The following is a 17817-nucleotide window of genomic DNA, read 5'->3' on the forward strand; positions in this document are numbered from 1 at the left end:
ATTTGAATAAATTTATTTTATCATGAAAAAGCTACTTATTATTGCTGCTGTACTTGTTGGTTTTGTTGGCTTTACAGCTATGCAAGACAACAAAGCAGAATTTAAGTTTGTAGAGGAAACTCATGATTTTGGCAAAATACCGCAAGGTAAGCCAGTTTCTTTTACATTCAAATACACTAATGTTGGTGATGAGCCTTTAATTATTACTAACGTAGAATCTACTTGTGGTTGTACTGTTCCTAGCGTAGAGCCAAAACAAGGAACTCCACTTCCAAAAGGAGGTACTGGAACAATCACTTTGACTTATAATGCTGCTGCGGTGGCTCCTTTTAACAAGTTTGTTAAAATCACTTCTAACTCCAAAACTCCTACTAAAATGCTGTATATCAAAGGAGAGGTTGTTAGCGCCGCCAACTAGTTTTAACTTATTTAAAATTCAGGAAAAGCCTTCTCTGTATTTTCAGAAAAGGCTTTCTTCGTATATAGACTTTAAATCAAATTATAAAAATTACAAAAACACCACTTAACTTTGTGGAATTATGCCAAAGATATCTGAAAAAGGGAAACAGATGCCAGCTTCACCAATTAGGAAGCTTACACCGCTAGCTGAGAGAGCTAAAGCGAATGGAATAAAGGTTTATCATTTAAACATTGGTCAACCCGATATTGAAACGCCTGCCGTAATGTTGGATGCCATTAAAAACATCGACTTTAAGGTTTGGGCCTATACTGCATCTGAAGGTACGGTCGCCTATAGAAAATCTTTGGCCCATTATTACAATAAATTGGGTTATAATATTACCCCTGAAGATATCTTAGTTACTACAGGAGGTTCTGAAGCGATTATTATATCGCTAATGACTTGCCTTAACCAGCGTGACGAAGTTATCATTCCTGAACCTTTCTACGCGAATTATAACGCATACGCTTGTCAAAGTGATTCCGTAGTAAAACCTATTTTATCGGTTATAGAGAATGGGTTTGCTTTGCCTCCGATTTCTGAGTTTGAGAAATCAATCACGGAAAAAACAAAAGCAATCATGATCTGTAATCCAAATAACCCTACCGGTTATTTATACTCTAAACAAGAGTTTCTGGATTTAAGAGCACTCGCTTTGAAACATGATCTGTATATCATAGCAGATGAAGCTTATCGCGAGTTTTGCTATGATGGCAAAGAGTTTCTTTCTCCCATGCATTTCGAGGGTTTAGAAGAACATGCTATTATAATTGATACAGTTTCTAAACGCTACAGTGCCTGTGGTGCCAGATTAGGCTGTATTATCACTAAAAACAAGGCTTTTATGGAGATTGCACTTCGCTTTGCACAGGCGAGGTTAAGTCCGGGTATGGTAGAACAGATTGCCGGAGAAGCTGCCGCCCTGTATACACCCGACGAATATTTCACCGAAGTAAACAAGGAATACGCGAAACGCAGAGATATTTTGGTAAGTGCTTTAAATAAGATGGATGGCGTTTATTGCCCTAATCCAGGAGGTGCTTTTTATGTAGTAGCCAAATTGCCAATAGATAATGCTGATAAATTCTGCAGATGGATGTTGGAAGAATTCTCTCACGAAGGGCAAACCGTTATGCTGGCACCTGCTTCTGGCTTTTATGCTACTAAAGGTGTTGGCTACGACGAAGTGAGAATGGCCTATGTGCTTAATCAGCATGATTTAACCAATGCCATGATTTGTCTTGAAAAAGCGCTACAAGTGTACCCGGGACGCACTGTGGCTGATAAAAATGAGACTGTAAATACATTTTCATAGCATATAAATGCTTATATTTGTAAGCATTACAACGGGGTCGACCGGAATTGACAGGATGGACGATAAGTGTGTAAGCATGCAGTGAATTGAGAATGCATCACTATAATCAGGATTCTCAAACAACAAAAGGCGAAAATAATTACGCTCTTGCTGCTTAATCTTAAATGATTTAAGATTTGCCCTAGTCTCGCTAAAGTAGCGGAAGCAGGATGTTCCCCAGAGGTTCTAGCCAACGACATCTGATATGGGAGCACCGAAAAGTTGGAATAAGGATACAAATGTTTCGATAGTATCCCGACAATTTTAGAAACTAAGACTAATGCAGGCTGTTTGTGGCCATCTTTAGTTCGAAAACCAAACACAAAATAAGCATGTAGAAAGCGCAACTGATCCCATGTTTGGACGAGGGTTCGAATCCCTCCGACTCCACCAAACAAAACAACAAAAAAGCCGTCCAAAAACAATTGAACGGCTTTTTTTACACTCAATCCCAACAAGGGATAGTAATAGGGATACCAAATCGTGACTTTATATTTTTCAGAATTTAAATAAAATAAAATTTATCAATAAGGCTAAAAGAAAAAAACAACCTCTTTAAGTAGAACATGAGGAACAATATAAAGCGTATCCCAGAAGGTAAGAAAACTTCATCAGGAAAAAACAGCCTTGATAATTCCTTAATGTTATTCTTTAATTAGGAATGGTTAACCGATAACTTAATCATTGCTTCCTGCCAGACTCAGCCGTCTTCTTTGATAAGATTTTAACCATTTGGTCAGTCGTTTCATCGCTATAAATACCATAAGCATTAACCAACACTCCTTTAATATTATTCTTCTCAGAAGATATCGCATAAACAATAGCCTCATCTCCCGGATCTGTATTGCCTTCAAAACGAAAATGTCTGTCGACAACAAAATCGTCAGGATTAATTTTAAGTGAGTTATCAGCACATACCAGACAGTTTTCGCTAAGATTAAAGTCTACTGTATAACCCTCACTTTTGAGTTTATTTAGGATTTCAGACAATGTAGTCATGGAGTTTCTTACAGTCATAACAATTATTTTATGTTCGTTAACAACTAAACACTTTAAATGGCAATAAGTTTATGTTTTGCAAAGTCTAAAGTTAAAAGTAAGATTCAAAAATTTATATCCGGTGGATACATACACTCTTGTCATCTGCAAAGTCATCATTTGTAAAGACCATAAAACAAAAAAAGGAGCATCTTTCGAAAGCTCCTTTTCAACTATATATTAACAAAAACTAAAACTGTCTGAATCCCCCACGTCCTCTTCCTCCCTGTACCATTTGGGTTCTGTCTAACATAGAAAGCTGGCCTTTCATCATTTTAATCTGTTCGGCCATTAACTTATTCTTGTCAGCTTTTTCCGCTTCTTTCAACAAGCGTTGTGCTTCACGTTTATTTCTCTTGGCCATTTCCACTCCAGCTAAACTTAAATTAGCCAAAGCAATATTATGATCCATGGTAAGACCAAACTGCAAAGCTTTTTTAAAGTATTTTTCGGATTTCATTGGAGAGGTTCTGGACTCTATTAGTCCTATTAAAAGATGATAATATCCCCACTGACCTTTATAAAGTTCTTTTTCGTAATTCTTGATCTTGCCCAACCAAGCTGAAGCTTTGTCCATATTTTCTTTTCTCAGAAACCATTGGGCTACTAACATTTTTTCATTAAAAATGAATGTAACGAAAATCAATATAGCTAAGAAAACCAATAAAATCCCCCATCCCCAATGCGAAAAAACCATTAAAGAAATTGCGGCTCCAAGAACCACCGCTGCAATTATAATCCTGATAAAATTTGGCATAAATCTACTGTATATTCAATAATATTACTTAATTAGCTTTTTGCAATTCTATTTTATAGAAAGCATGCTTAATTTAGCGAATGCAAATATCGGTTATTTGATTTGCTATTCATAGATAAAGAACAAAAAATGAGCGTACAATTAGAAAGTTCCTGGCTTAAAGTTTTAGATAAAGAATTTGAAAAAGATTATATGGTTAGTCTAAAACAGTTTTTGATATCTGAAAAACAGCAAAACAAGGTCATTTTCCCACCAAGTACCGAAATTTTTAATGCTTTTAATCTAACGCCCTTTGATAAAGTAAAAGTAGTAATCATTGGTCAGGATCCTTATCATGGTTATGGTCAGGCCCACGGATTGTCCTTTTCTGTAAAAGACCATGTAAGACTCCCGCCCTCATTACAAAACATCTATAAAGAATTAGAAACAGATATTGAGGGATTTAAGATCCCAACAAGTGGAAATCTGACAAAATGGGCAAAGCAAGGGGTTTTATTGCTAAATGCTACATTAACGGTAGAAGCAAATAAAGCAGGTTCGCACCAAAAAAGAGGTTGGGAAACCTTTACTGACGAAGCCATAAAAGCAGTTTCAGATTACAAACAGGGTGTAGTATTTATTTTGTGGGGCAGGTTCGCACAGGATAAGGAACGATTAATTGATACCTCTAAACATTATATCATAAAATCAGCACACCCATCACCTTTTTCGGCATATAATGGATTCTTTGGCTCAAAACCTTTCAGTAAAACCAACGAATTCCTGAAGAAACAAAACTTACAGCCTATAGACTGGCAGGTATAAAGGAGTTAAAAGCGAAGGGTTAAAAATATAAAGCTCTTTTTAATATCTATACTTTACACTTTTAATATTCTATGGGAATTATTGGTTCTTTTTTGCTTGTAGAAAGTATCATTAGTGTTTGAAATGTTTTCACCACCGATATCTTGCTTATTTTATTCATAATCAGCTGCTCATAAGCTTTAATATCCTTGACATATACCTTCAAAATAAAATCGTACTGGCCAGTCACGTGATGACATTCGGTAACTTCCTTAATTTGTTGGATTTCCTTTTGAAAAGTATCAATTGTGTCGTTCTGATGAAAATCTAAAGAAACCTGAATAAAAGTTTTTATCCCCAGTCCCAATTTTTCTTCGTCTACCAGGGCATGGTAACTTTTAATATAACCTGAATTTTCTAGCTTTCTCACACGCTCTAAAGTCGGGGCCGGCGACAGACCAATCATTTGCGATAATTGCAAATTGGTAATGCGACCGTTTTCCTGCATGATTTTAAGAATATTCAGATCTATTTTATCCAGTTCCATATTATTTGAAATAAAATGTAAATATATATTTTATTCAGTATAACCAAATAAAATTTTGTTGTCATCAACAGCAATAACAAATGGCTTTAAATATATTTTTAGATTAACCTAAAAATATTATTAGCTTTGCATAAATACGATTTTAGGATATGACTACCTCATTTACAGAAGAAAACTATTTAAAGACAATTTATCACCTGTCTAAAGACATGGAAATAGCGGTTAATACAAATGCTATTGCCGACTCTTTAAATACAAAAGCCGCTTCTGTAACAGATATGCTTAGGAAACTTGCGGAAAAAGGATTAATCAATTACAAGAAATATCAGGGTGTTACATTAACAGAAAACGGAAAAAACAATGCTTTAAATATTATAAGGAAACATCGCTTATGGGAAGTTTTCCTGGTGGAAAAGCTAAAGTTTAATTGGGATGAAGTTCATGACGTTGCAGAAGAACTGGAACACATACATTCAGACCTTTTAATAAACAGGCTGGATGAATTTTTGGAGTTCCCTAAAATTGATCCGCATGGCGATCCCATACCTGATAAAAACGGTAAATTCCATGTGCCTGATTTAAAACCTGTCTGCAAACTAAAAATTGGTGAATGTGGTATTATAAGTGGAATAAGAGATCATTCATCTGTTTTCTTAAAGTATCTGGACGAAGCCAAACTCACCCTCGGGCAAAAAATAGAGGTATTAAATATCATAGAGTTTGATGGTTCTTTTGTTCTGAATATCCAAAATCAAAGACAAACAATAAGTCGAGACGTTGCTAAAAATTTGCTGATAGCTTATGAGTAATTCTGAATCTTTAAGTGAAGTACACGGTTCCGTTGATCCAAACGCTAAAAAAGGCTGGAGGAGGATTTTTGCTTTTCTGGGTCCTGCTTATCTCATTAGTGTTGGTTATATGGATCCGGGAAACTGGGCCACCGATATAGCCGGAGGCTCCCAATTCGGATATAAACTTATCTGGGTTTTACTGATGTCTAACCTGATCGCTTTACTTTTACAATCACTCAGTGCCAGATTAGGTATAGTTAAAGGTCTGGATTTAGCCCAGGCATCAAAAAAAGCCTATCCGAAATGGGTCAATCTCCCCCTCTATATATTAGCTCAAATAGCCATTATTGCCTGTGATCTGGCCGAGATCATAGGAATGGCAATTGGTTTAAACCTGCTTTTCGGTATCCCCCTTATTTGGGGAATCAGTATTACCGTTTTAGATACCATATTATTGCTTTTCTTACTTAAGAAAGGTATGCGCAGCATGGAAGCCTTTATACTTTCTATGGTATTTATTGTGGGTTTGTCCTTTCTTTTTGAAATGTTCATTGTAGAACCTAATTTCAAAGATATCGCCAAAGGTTTTATTCCTTCCGAATTAAATGGCAGCGCACTTTATATTGCTATTGGTATAATTGGCGCTACGGTAATGCCACACAATCTTTATCTGCACTCTTCTCTGGTACAAACCAGAAAGATCGAACGGACAGACCATGGAATTAAAGAAGCTATTAAATTTAATTTTATTGATACAGCCGTTGCGCTCAACCTGGCATTTTTTGTAAATGCTGCAATTCTGATCCTGGCTGCCGCTGCATTTTATACAAACGGACATCATGAAGTTGCTGAAATACAAGATGCATATAAATTACTGGAAAATATCTTTGGCACCGCAGCCCCAACCCTTTTCGCTATCGCGCTGATTGCATCGGGGCAAAGTTCAACTGTTACCGGAACACTCGCAGGACAGATTGTAATGGAAGGGCATTTAAATTTACGTATAGAACCCTGGGTTAGAAGGTTACTCACCCGAATGCTCGCTATAGCGCCTGCATTTTTCACCATTCTTCATTATGGAGAAGACTCTTTAGGAGGACTATTAATTTTAAGTCAGGTTGTACTTAGCTTGCAATTGGCATTTGCTATTATTCCACTAATCTATTTTACATCAAGCAAAAGAGAAATGGGTAAATTTGTTATAAAAACCTGGGTTAAGGTTTTAGCATGGATTGCTGCCATAACCATCATTATCCTAAATATTAAGCTTGTTATAGACGAAATTGGACAATGGATTGTTGAAGCCGGTTCGGACAGTATTTGGATTTATGTTTTTGTTATTCCGATTGCAATTGCCTTAGGATTACTTTTATTATATATCATTCTTGCTCCGCTATTATCAAATAAAGACAAAAAACACAGAAGTATTCTACCTCATGGAAAGGCTTTAAATTTTCAGGATTTAGCCATCCCCGAATATAAAAACATCGGTGTAAGTATAGATTTTTCAGAACACGATAAAACAGTGATAAGACATGCGTTAATGCAAGGCGGAAAAACAGCGAAGTATACACTTATCCATATTGTTGAAACTGCCGGAGCGACGTATCATCAACAGAATGTTTTAGATATGGAAACCATTAGTGATGAAGACAATCTTAAAAAATACGCCGAAAGACTAGAGAGTATGGGCTACGAAGTACAATATACGATAGGCTACGGTTCCACAGCCAGTGCTATTGCTAAAATAGTGAACGGTAGCCGTATTGACTTTTTGGTAATGGGTGCACATGGCCATAAAGGATTTAAGGATTTAATATTCGGCTCAACTATAAATACTGTAAGGCACAATGTAAAAGTACCTGTTCTTGTAGTAAGAGACTAAGTAATGAACAAAGAAAAATTTAGAAATATTTCTTCTGTTTTTCACCTGATACTGTTTTGCCTTATTCTGGCGAACAATATTCTTTTTGTACACAGCCATAAGTTAGCCAACGGGCAAATTATTGTTCACGCACATCCATTTTTTCCGCAAGACGACGGCACGACTGCTCCTCATCAACATAATTCCAATGAATATATTGCTCTGGGGAAGGTTTTTCAGCCGAGTTTACGACTTTCGGAAATATGTTATGTTGACTTTCATATCGATCTTCCCCTTTTAATAGCGCAATATAATTTTATTATTAGCGAGGTTAATAAGGTCAACCGGTTTCCTTATGAGCACAGAGGTCCCCCATCCTGCTGATACGGCCTAAACACCATTTTTATTTAACTAACACAATTTTTGTAAACAATGCTGCTACCCGTAATCGGGGATTGCTCAAACCTTTTTATTAAAACATGAAGAAGCTAATATTTTTCATCACTATACTTATACAGCACAATTTATTCGCGCAAACCTTAACTTTAAGAGGACGTATTACAAGCAAAGAAGAGCCCGTAATAAATGCTTCCATTAAAATTTCAGGTACCGATAAAGGTACTATATCAGATGCCAATGGAGATTTTCAATTGGACAAATTAAAAGAAGGCCCCCACCATCTTATTATAAGTGCCGTAGGTTATCAGCCTAAAAAACAGACAGTCATTGTTAATACTGATAGTAAATCGATCAACATAATATTAGAAGAGGATAATTTTGGATTAAGTGAAGTAGTTGTTACCGGAACGATGAAAGAAATGAGTCGAAGTGCAAGTCCTATTCCCGTGGAAATCATAACACCACAACTTTTCAAAAAGAACCCAACGCCCAGTTTATTTGATGCTATTGGAATGGTAAACGGAGTGCAACCACAACTAAATTGCAATGTATGTAATACCGGAGATATCCATATTAATGGAATGGAAGGCCCTTATACCATGATCCTGATAGACGGAATGCCTATTGTCAGCGCACTTTCCACAGTGTACGGTTTAAGTGGTATTCCCAACAGCATGGTCGAAAGAATAGAAGTAGTAAAAGGTCCCGCATCATCGCTTTACGGGTCTGAAGCCATGGGTGGAATTATCAATGTAATTACTAAAAACCCCGATCATGCTCCTCTTTTAAGCGCAGATGTTTTTGGTACATACTGGGGTGAAATAAGTGCAGATGCGGCAATTAAACTCAGTGCAAAAAAAAGCAGCGGACTTCTAGGGCTCAACTACTTCAATTATCGCAACAGGATAGACAAGAATAAAGACAACTTTACAGACCTGACATTACAAAACAGAATATCGGTGTTTAATAAATGGAGTTTTCACAGGCAAGATAATAAATTAGCCAGCCTGGCAGCCAGATATGTGTATGAAGACCGTTGGGGAGGCGAAATGAATTGGAATAAAAGTTTCCGCGGGAGCGACATCGTTTACGGAGAAAGTATCTATACCAACAGAGCCGAGTTGATCGGTCTGTATCAGTTACCCACTCGAGAAAAAATTTACACTCAATATTCTTACAATTGGCACAAACAGGACTCCTGGTACGGGAATACCAATTACGATGCTATACAACACGTAGGTTTTATACAGTCCTACTGGGATAAAGAATTTGGTAAACATCATAATTTTCTACTAGGAGCTTCTTTCAGATTTACGCAATACGACGACAACACTCCTGCTACTGCCAGCGAAGACGGGCTTAGTAATCGTCCATCTAAAACACCATTACCCGGCATTTTCATACAGGATGAATGGAAAATAGACCAAAAGAATACGTTGCTTGGCGGTTATAGATTTGATTACGATCAACATCACGGAAAAATACACTCCCCTCGCGTGGCATATAAATTATCTCCAAATGAACGCAATACATTAAGAGCTAGTTTTGGTACAGGGTTTCGTGTGGTTAACCTTTTTACCGAAGATCATGCGGCTTTAACCGGGGCCAGAAAAGTGATTATTGAAGAAGAGTTAAACCCGGAAAGGTCTTTAAACAGCAATCTTAATTATGTTCTGAAAGTTCCTACCGAAAATGTATTTATGGGATTCGATGCCACTGCATTCTATTCTTTTTTTTCGAACAAAATTGTAGGTGATTTTGACAGCAATCCAAACGAAATTATTTACCAGAATCTAAACGGCCATGCTATTACCAAAGGAATTTCTCTTAATACAGATTTTGCATTTGCCTTCCCGCTAAAGGTTTTGGCCGGGGTATCTTATATGGATGTTTTCCTGAAAGAAGAAAACGACCAGGGAGAATTAACTAAAGTAAGACAGCTACACGCCCCTAAATGGTCCGGAACTTTTGTTGGCAGTTACAGTTTTCCCAATAAATGGTCTGCAGACTTAACCGGAAACTGGTATGGGCCAATGCGACTTCCTGTTTTACATGATGATTTCCGACCCGAGTATTCACCATGGTTTCTCATAGCCAATATCCAATTAAACAAAAAGCTAAATAATGGACTGGAGTTTTACGGAGGGTTGAAAAATTTATTGAATTTTATTCCAAAAAATCCAATAATGCGCCCCTTTGACCCGTTTGATAGAAATATAGAAGATCCGGTAAATAATCCGCATGGTTATACATTTGACCCGAGCTATAATTATGCTTCGTTACAAGGTATAAGAGGCTTTATTGGAGTCCGTTACAATTTATTCAAACAATGAAAAGGCTGAGTTTAATCATAACGATTGCATTTGTATTTACAGGTATTCCAAGTGGATTCGCACAAAATACACTTCATCTGGATTCCTATTCCAGATCAGGAGATAAGCCTTTTTTGTTCTACTTGCACACCAATTGGTGTATATATTGTGCAATGCAGAATAAAGTGCTTAAGAATAAAGATATTCGTCAAAAAGTATATGAAAAATATCATTTTATTGATCTTAATGCAGAATCTGATATTGATATAAAATGGAAAGAACACGTTTTTAAAAACGCGCATCCACAGAAGTATACACCCCATCCGTTTGTGATACATTTGCTGGGCGGACAAAATATTGGATACCCCGCCTGGATTATTACTGACAAAGATTTGAACCTGAAATTTGTGTATCCGGGTTTCTTAAAGAAAAAGCAATTATTAAAGTTATTAGAATTTCGGCAATAATTTTTTCAGGTTCAAAAACCTACTGACAAACTGCTGTCAAATGCTAAAGATATTTTTGTTCAATTAATTATTTATAAAACAAAAAATCATGGAAAAGACAGCAATTTTAACCCCAGAAGAATTATTAAAAAATTGGCAAGGACACCGAAACCTAACCAGAAAAGTTATCGAACTTTTTCCTGAAAAAGAATTATTTGAGTTCTCTATTGGAGGTATGCGTCCTTTTTCAGAAATGGTAAAAGAGTTTTTAGCTATCGCCGTTCCTGGGTTAAAAGAATTTGTAAGTGACACAACGAAACCTTTTGAAGAGGATCATCAATTAAAAACTAAAGCCCAATTGCTGCAAGCCTGGGACGAAGCTACCGTTGCTATTTCTGATTTATGGAGCCATATTCCACATGAGAAATTCCGAGAGATGAACAACCTTTTTGGACAATACAATTTCCCCGTAATAGACAATATTCAATATTTTATAGATAATGAAATTCATCACAGAGGACAAGGTTATGTATATCTTAGAGCTTTAGGTATTGAACCGCCCTTCTTTTGGGAGAGAAACTAAACGTTACGATTTTGTTTTCTTTCCCTATATAATGTCGAAAAGAAGCTTAATTCATTTCATTTTATAGATACTTCTCCGTTTTAGCAAAAAACGGAGAAGTATAAAGCCTGCATTATTCCTCCGGTATCACTTTATTTTCTATTTTTATGAGTCTGCATTTTAAATTTATACTAATAGGTGTGCCTGTCTTTTATCATAGGTATGATGTAGTAGGTTAAAATACCAAATCTTACAACAACCTGCTGCCGTACTTTGCCCTACTTCTAACATTTACTGTTCATCCCGCTTTCCAACTTTTCAAAAACACTGACTCAGGTATTTTCCGGAAATCACGTCTATTCCCGGAAGAATTCAAAACATTCTGGTAGAATGCAGATAAAATATTTGTTTTACCTCAATGCCATTTTTAGTATAAAAACAGATGTTTTTCAGTAGGTTTACCATATAAATCTCTACGACTATTTATTCGGATAAAAAAGTAATTATAGAACTGACTTTATTGGAATAGTTAAAGACACATTGTTTTAACATATGAAATGGATTACCCGCGATAGACCTAAAATTGACCGTATTGCCTGTCCGTGGCTTATTAAACGTTTCGTAGATCCGAACGCGGAAATCATCTATGTGCCGTATAAAGACGTGTTGACAGAAGCACAAAAGCTGGACGCGATCCCTTTTGATTTGCCTAATGTTGAATATACACATTATCATAATCAGTGCACTTTCGATTATATTATCAAAAAGCATCAATTAAAAGATCCTGCATTGTTTCGTATTGCTGCGATCGTTCGTGGCGCCGATACTGATCGGCATGATTTTGCACCGCAAGCTGCAGGACTGGAAGCTATTTTTTCGGGATTAGCGCACAATATCAAAGATGACAAAAAACTGTTGGATATAGGGATGATGATATATGATGGACTCTACAGTTGGGCAACACATCTATTTAAAAAGAAGCATTCGCAGGACGGACCGATAGAACAAATGTTATTACAGGTTTATCATCAGTACCTAAAACAGGAAAAGGGTAAAAAAACACCTGAATGGGCCAAAACCTTAAAAGAACTGATTCAAGACCAGCTAGACACGAACATGACCCTGAGCTTACAGCAGGCATCTGAAGAATTGGAAATCAATCCTGCATATTTGTCCAGGGAGTTCTCCAAATACTTTGACGATTTGAGCTTTGGTGATTATATGCGTAAACTGCGAATTGAAAAGGCTTGTGAACTCATCGAAAAGACCGGACATAGTTTGACTGAAATCGGCTATCTTAGTGGTTTTTCTGACCAAAGCCATTTCAACCGTATTTTTAAAAAATTCACAGGTCAAAGTCCATCTGTCTATCGAAAATCAGTAAAAAAGTAAAAATTAGACCAGTAGTTAAATTCATACTATTTTACAATGAAAATCATGAATAAACTTGCACAAAATACAAGTTTAATTCATGACAAATATCCGTTTTTTATCATTCCTGATGCTGCTTTTGGCTGTGACCAATAGTTACGCACAAAATACGCCCATACAAAACTATCCAAAGATTACTGGTTATGTCGGCATATTACATCCGATTGTTACTTACAGTAGTACAACTACAGACACAAATTTTGATGGTCACTATGTCGTAGGAATGCCTACCGGCATCAATCTTTGGAAAAGTCAAAAAATTGGGTTTTCTGCGGAGTTCGTACCATCAGTTCGCGCACAAGATGGCAGTAGCAAAATGGCCAACTTCACTTTTCACCCCGGTGTCCTTGTCGCGTTGGGCGACGGCTTCATCCTTGCGGGACGTCTCGCTTTTGAAACATCCGGGCGTTATGGCGTGACACCAGTACTGAACAAAACCTTAATTAAAAATAAGAATTGCAGCTACTTCGCTGCTTTGCCATTACCCGTTCGCTTCGGGAACGATAAGCCAACTTCTTTTACCATAGGTTTTCAATTTGGAATCGCCTTCTGATTATGACAAATAAAAAATATACATTAAAAGATATCACACTCTATTTCCTAAAGCTTGGTACATGGGGCTTTGGCGGTCCGGTAGCTTTAGTCGGCTATATGCACCGAGATTTGGTAGAAGAAAAACAATGGTTAACCGAAGAAGAATACAAAGAAGGAGTAGCTTTAGCACAGCTTGCGCCCGGGCCACTTGCTGCACAGCTTGGCATTTACATTGGCTTTGTACATTATGGTCTGCTTGGTGCCACACTTGCTGGTCTGGCTTTTGTATTGCCATCCTTTATCATGGTAGTAACATTAGGTGTGGTTTATCAACTATATAGCGGGCTACCCTGGATGCGTGAGATATTCTATGGCGTAGGTGCAGCGGTGATTGGCATAATTAGCATTAGCGCCTATAAATTAACTTTAAAATCCGTCGGAAAGGTTAACCTTGCTGATATCAAGGATAATTGGCTGTTATGGATATTTTACCTGATCGCTGTAGTGGTTACGGTGATTACACAGCAGGAAGAGGTAGTGCTCTTTATAGGCTGTGGACTGTTATATATGGTTATAAAAGCACCTCCGGCCTGGATAAAGAAACCAAATACCTTACCGGTGCTCTTTTTTACCAGTGCCGGATTTTGGAATTACTCAAAAGAAACGCTGGAGGAGATTGGTCTGTTTTTTCTAAAAGCAGGTGCTTTTGTATTTGGTAGCGGCCTGGCAATTGTACCATTTCTTCACGCCGGTGTGGTTAATGACCATCACTGGCTAAACGAAAACCAATTTGTTGATGCTGTAGCTGTAGCTATGGTTACACCCGGACCTGTAGTAATTACGGTTGGATTTATCGGTTATCTCGTAAATGGCTTTCCTGGCGCTGGCGTTGCTGCCCTGGCTACTTTTTTACCTTGTTTTTTATTTACTGTTATTTTAGCGCCTTACTTCAAAAAGATTGCTAAGAATTCCAGTATCAAAGCATTTGTAGATGGTATAACAGCAGCCGTAATTGGCGCACTGGTTGCATCAGTTATTGTTATTGCTACTCGTTCCATAGTCGATGTGCCTACCGCACTTATTGCACTAGCCAGTGGCTTGATTTTGATTTATGTAAAAAAAGTGACAGAGCCGCAGCTCATCGCATTTGCAGCCATTTTAGGGATAATCATTAAAAACATTTTATGAAATAATTACATTAAATCTGCACTTTCTATTAACCCATTGCCATACAAAGTTTATGGATCACAAAAATTGCAAATAAAAACAGAAGCAGTTTTTGTATGGCAATGGGTTATTGGAATAGCAATTCTAACTAACTAACTAACTAACTAACTAACTAACTTAATCAAGTTGTTATCCCGGGGACTTCTTCTTCGATTTAAAGCCTCGCAACTATTCTATTCAGCATTTCCCTTATTTTGTCTTTTAAAGAAACGGGTTCTATTATAGTCGCGTAATCGGCAAACATCAAAAGCCAACGGACAAAATATTCATCATACTGTTCCTCTGCCATAAAATCCATTTCTACCAGATTGTCCTTTGTCTGCTCTTTTATAAATCCGTAATATTTCTTTGTTCCGGTAAGGTATTTAGTCACACTCTTATCTACCAGAATCCTTATCAATCTTTTATTTTCAGAGGAATCCCTTTTCCTCAGCTCTTCTATACTTCCATGTTCTTTGGTAAAGGCTATATCTGTCAATGTCAATCCCTCTATCCTATCTGTTCTAAATTTCCGGTAGTCTTCACGTAAAGTACAATAACCCAAGATATACCAATAACTATATTCGTTAAAGACGCCAACCGGCTCTATAATTCTTTTGGTATATTCTTCATTAAAGGATTTATAGAAAAGGTTGATTTGTTTTTTTGAGGCTATACTTTCCAAAACAGTTTCCAGAACATGTGGAAGTGTTTCATTGAACAGCTTTTTCTGATGGTAAATTGCTATCTGGTTATCTATGGCCTGTAGCCAATCTTTATCCGCACTTTTTAATACTGATTTGACTTTCTCGACACCAGACTGAAAAGATTCTCTGATGTTTTTATCCGCAAAAGAAGCCATCAGCTTTTCTGCCGTTACAAAACTGCTGGCCTCCTGTTTTGTAAACATAATGGGTGGTAAACGATAGCCTTCTACTATAGAATAGCCGATTCCGGCTTCGCCAATAAGTGGCACACCAGAAGCTTCCAGTGTTTTTATATCGCGATAGATTGTCCTAAGACTTACATTGAATTTATCCGCCAGTTCCTGCGCTTTAACAGTTCTTTTTGATTGGAGGCTTGTTAATATAGATACAACCCGATCGAATTTTTTTAAGCTTAGATCATCCATAATTCGCAAAAATAAAAATTTGATTTGGCAACAGTATGTCAGCAATCCAGCTAATTCGACACAAAATTTACTTTGATTCGCTTAATTTTATGATATTTGCAAACCTATGGCAGCCAAGATTACAAATAACATTAATATTAGAAACAAAAAGGCAACTTTTGAATACAACATTCTGGAGAAGTTTGTTGCTGGTATTAAGCTGCTGGGAACTGAAATAAAATCTATCCGACAAAGTAAAGCTAACATTGGCGATTCTTTCTGTGCTTTTATAAATGGCGAACTGTATGTAAGAAATATGGATATTGCAGAATATTCACATGGTTCTTTTTATAATCACGAGGCCAAAAGAGACAGAAAACTCCTGCTTACCAAAAAGGAGTTGAAAAAACTGATAATAAAAGGTGAGGATAAGGGGTTAACTATTATTCCACTTCGAATTTTCATTAATGAAAGGGGATTTGCCAAAATGGAGATCGCCTTGGCGCAGGGTAAAAAATCTTTTGATAAACGTGAATCTATTAAAGAACGTGATATCAAGAGAGAAATGGACCGTATGGTAAAATAAGCTCTTTTAAAAACGAGAAGGAATATTTGCTTGACAACAAGCAGGCTTTTTAGCTAACTCTTTAGAAACTGTTGCCTTCGATTGTACTTTATCGTTTTTTACTGCTGTTTGTTGCTGCTTACTTTCTGAACATGAGCATATGAAGATGGCCAATACCATCAAAGTCAGAACTAATAAACTTCTATATTTCATCTCTAATAAATTCGCTTACCAAAGTTATCATTTTTCTTTTACAAGCCGAGAAATATAAAGCGATCATTTAATACCTTTATTTTTTTAGTGCTTCCTGCTCTTTAAGTGAATCAATATTGTTTTTATCACTATATTGATTTTTAATCTCTTCGAAGTTTTCAAGGATTTCTTTAATACTGTCAACAGTGTCTGCGGCATACTGATGCATATCCGGCAAGCGTTGTTCCAGTTTTTTATTACCCAATTCTATATTATCAACTTCTATTTTAGTGATTTTGTTCAGTACAGCTATCTGACTATTTTTTAAATCTTCCAACTCATTGGTGATCTTCTCCATCAGCTCGAATTTCTTTAACTTATCCATAATTTTTCATTTTAAAAACCACAAAGTGTCATTAGTTCATTAGCAAATCTGACTATGGACTATCAACCATCGACTATGAACCATGGACATTTCTCTTCTCCGCTTTGCGATTAACCTAGTTTTAATTTAATACCTTATATAATCAGCTATAACGATGCCAAAAAAGGAAAAACGGGCCGCAGAAGTGCTTTTTAATCAATTACTCCCAATACATTTTTTTTATCTGAAATTCTTTCTGTATTTCATTCAGGATGGTAACCAGCGAATCCCTATGTAAATTCTTAAACTTCATTTCGATAGTTAGCTCATGATCACTTTTTTCTATTGAAAAGTTAGAGAGTTTAATTTTTTCTGCTTTCCAGATTTTGTCTAAAAACTTTATTGGGTCTACCGCGGCATCCAATGATACTCTTAATATTTTTTTATGGAAAAGATGAGATATCCTCTTTTCCAAAGGCTGTAGTACCCACAGAATAATAATTGCTAAAACGGTAGTAATAGCGGCTGCAAAATACATACCGCTCCCAGATGCTAATCCTATTGCCGCCACGGTCCATAAACCGGAAGCGGTAGTTAACCCCTTTATTATACCTTGTTTGAGAAATAAAATTGTACCGGCTCCGATAAAACCTATACCACTTATTACTTGAGCTGCAATTCTGGAGGGGTCTAATGTTACATGCGCTGTTCCCAGAATATCAAAAAAACCAAAAGCCGATACCATCGTGGTTAAGGAAGCACCCACACAAACCATCATATGGGTTCGCATACCTGCTGCCCAGTCTTTTCTTTCACGTTCTAACCCAACTGCCGCTCCCAAAGAAGCAGCAAGTACTAAGCGAATAGTTATCTCCCCCCAACTTAACATGATTCTTTTATATTCTAATTCAATGCAAAAAAATAAAACAGCAAAACATACTATCATAAGTCAACATAGACGTTTGCGTAATTTCCATTTAGTAGCAGATAAACAGAGCGAAAATCAGGCCACCTCTTGATAGACGCCGGGGATGGAATCGAACCATCGTAAAAGATTTTGCAGATCTCGGCCTAACCACTCGACCACCCGGCTATTAGCTT

At 36.8% G+C, this 17817-nt stretch carries 18 protein-coding genes, 1 tRNA gene and 1 other RNA gene; 13 read left to right on the forward strand and 7 right to left on the reverse strand.

Features of this window, described 5'->3' with window-relative positions; translation table 11 throughout:
* Positions 1–22 precede the first annotated feature (22 nt).
* The 3 genes from PEDSA_RS09875 (at position 23) to ssrA (ending at position 2207) form a co-directional block, all read left to right on the forward strand.
* Positions 23–418, forward strand: coding sequence for a DUF1573 domain-containing protein (locus PEDSA_RS09875; protein WP_013633017.1), 396 nt, complete (start codon positions 23–25; stop codon positions 416–418).
* Positions 419–539: 121 nt separating this feature from the next.
* Entirely contained in the window at positions 540–1775 is a 1236-nt protein-coding gene (locus PEDSA_RS09880; protein WP_013633018.1) for a pyridoxal phosphate-dependent aminotransferase, read from the forward strand.
* 33 nt (positions 1776–1808) lie between these two features.
* Positions 1809–2207: a transfer-messenger RNA gene (gene ssrA, locus PEDSA_RS19875) on the forward strand.
* A gap of 288 nt (positions 2208–2495) precedes the next feature.
* Here ssrA and PEDSA_RS09885 read toward each other — a convergent pair.
* Both PEDSA_RS09885 and PEDSA_RS09890 read right to left on the reverse strand, forming a co-directional pair.
* Positions 2496–2831, reverse strand: a complete 336-nt coding sequence (locus PEDSA_RS09885) for a hypothetical protein (protein WP_013633019.1) — start codon at positions 2829–2831, stop codon at positions 2496–2498.
* Positions 2832–3042: 211 nt separating this feature from the next.
* Positions 3043–3609, reverse strand: a complete 567-nt coding sequence (locus PEDSA_RS09890; protein ID WP_013633020.1) for a tetratricopeptide repeat protein — start codon at positions 3607–3609, stop codon at positions 3043–3045.
* A 129-nt stretch (positions 3610–3738) separates the two neighbouring features.
* Between PEDSA_RS09890 and ung the strand changes: the two genes are divergently transcribed.
* Entirely contained in the window at positions 3739–4413 is a 675-nt protein-coding gene (gene ung / locus PEDSA_RS09895; RefSeq protein ID WP_013633021.1) for a uracil-DNA glycosylase, read from the forward strand.
* A gap of 61 nt (positions 4414–4474) precedes the next feature.
* On the opposite strand, the gene PEDSA_RS09900 is transcribed toward ung, so the two are convergent.
* Positions 4475–4939 (reverse strand): Lrp/AsnC family transcriptional regulator, encoded by a 465-nt coding sequence (locus PEDSA_RS09900; RefSeq protein ID WP_013633022.1) that lies wholly within the window; start codon positions 4937–4939, stop codon positions 4475–4477.
* A 149-nt stretch (positions 4940–5088) separates the two neighbouring features.
* Between PEDSA_RS09900 and PEDSA_RS09905 the strand changes: the two genes are divergently transcribed.
* The 8 genes from PEDSA_RS09905 to PEDSA_RS09945 all read left to right on the forward strand — a co-directional run bounded on the left by PEDSA_RS09905 (position 5089) and on the right by PEDSA_RS09945 (position 14466).
* Complete coding sequence (locus PEDSA_RS09905; protein ID WP_013633023.1) at positions 5089–5748, forward strand: metal-dependent transcriptional regulator; 660 nt, start codon at positions 5089–5091, stop codon at positions 5746–5748.
* Entirely contained in the window at positions 5741–7615 is a 1875-nt protein-coding gene (locus PEDSA_RS09910; protein ID WP_013633024.1) for an Nramp family divalent metal transporter, read from the forward strand. The genes PEDSA_RS09905 and PEDSA_RS09910 overlap by 8 nt, the downstream gene beginning before the upstream one ends.
* A gap of 458 nt (positions 7616–8073) precedes the next feature.
* A complete protein-coding gene (locus tag PEDSA_RS09920; RefSeq protein WP_013633026.1) occupies positions 8074–10326 on the forward strand; it encodes a TonB-dependent receptor in 2253 nt (750 codons plus the stop codon).
* The gene (locus tag PEDSA_RS09925) at positions 10323–10772 is read left to right on the forward strand and encodes a thioredoxin fold domain-containing protein (protein ID WP_013633027.1); all 450 of its coding nucleotides are present in this window, start codon (positions 10323–10325) and stop codon (positions 10770–10772) included. The genes PEDSA_RS09920 and PEDSA_RS09925 overlap by 4 nt, the downstream gene beginning before the upstream one ends.
* A gap of 88 nt (positions 10773–10860) precedes the next feature.
* Positions 10861–11334: a DinB family protein gene (locus PEDSA_RS09930; protein ID WP_013633028.1), complete on the forward strand. Its 474-nt coding sequence runs from the start codon at positions 10861–10863 to the stop codon at positions 11332–11334.
* 531 nt (positions 11335–11865) lie between these two features.
* Entirely contained in the window at positions 11866–12705 is an 840-nt protein-coding gene (locus tag PEDSA_RS09935) for a chromate resistance protein ChrB domain-containing protein (protein WP_013633029.1), read from the forward strand.
* A 79-nt stretch (positions 12706–12784) separates the two neighbouring features.
* Complete coding sequence (locus PEDSA_RS09940; RefSeq protein WP_013633030.1) at positions 12785–13297, forward strand: hypothetical protein; 513 nt, start codon at positions 12785–12787, stop codon at positions 13295–13297.
* A 2-nt stretch (positions 13298–13299) separates the two neighbouring features.
* Positions 13300–14466 (forward strand): chromate transporter, encoded by a 1167-nt coding sequence (locus PEDSA_RS09945; RefSeq protein ID WP_013633031.1) that lies wholly within the window; start codon positions 13300–13302, stop codon positions 14464–14466.
* A 193-nt stretch (positions 14467–14659) separates the two neighbouring features.
* Here PEDSA_RS09945 and PEDSA_RS09950 read toward each other — a convergent pair whose 3' ends face one another.
* Positions 14660–15616, reverse strand: a complete 957-nt coding sequence (locus tag PEDSA_RS09950) for a helix-turn-helix transcriptional regulator (protein ID WP_013633032.1) — start codon at positions 15614–15616, stop codon at positions 14660–14662.
* 106 nt (positions 15617–15722) lie between these two features.
* On the opposite strand from PEDSA_RS09950, the gene smpB reads away from it, so the two are divergent.
* On the forward strand, positions 15723–16181 hold the full coding sequence (smpB, locus tag PEDSA_RS09955) for an SsrA-binding protein SmpB (RefSeq protein WP_013633033.1): 459 nt from the start codon (positions 15723–15725) through the stop codon (positions 16179–16181).
* Between the two features lie 268 nt (positions 16182–16449).
* Here the strand turns inward: smpB and PEDSA_RS09965 are convergent, their stop codons facing one another.
* The 3 genes from PEDSA_RS09965 to PEDSA_RS09975 form a co-directional block, all read right to left on the reverse strand.
* Positions 16450–16737 (reverse strand): hypothetical protein, encoded by a 288-nt coding sequence (locus PEDSA_RS09965; protein ID WP_013633035.1) that lies wholly within the window; start codon positions 16735–16737, stop codon positions 16450–16452.
* A gap of 199 nt (positions 16738–16936) precedes the next feature.
* Positions 16937–17605 (reverse strand): MgtC/SapB family protein, encoded by a 669-nt coding sequence (locus tag PEDSA_RS09970; RefSeq protein WP_013633036.1) that lies wholly within the window; start codon positions 17603–17605, stop codon positions 16937–16939.
* Positions 17606–17738: 133 nt separating this feature from the next.
* Positions 17739–17809: transfer RNA gene (locus PEDSA_RS09975), tRNA-Cys, on the reverse strand.
* Positions 17810–17817: the final 8 nt, after the last annotated feature.

Source organism: Pseudopedobacter saltans DSM 12145 (assembly GCF_000190735.1).
Taxonomy (GTDB): Bacteria; Bacteroidota; Bacteroidia; order Sphingobacteriales; family Sphingobacteriaceae; genus Pseudopedobacter; species Pseudopedobacter saltans.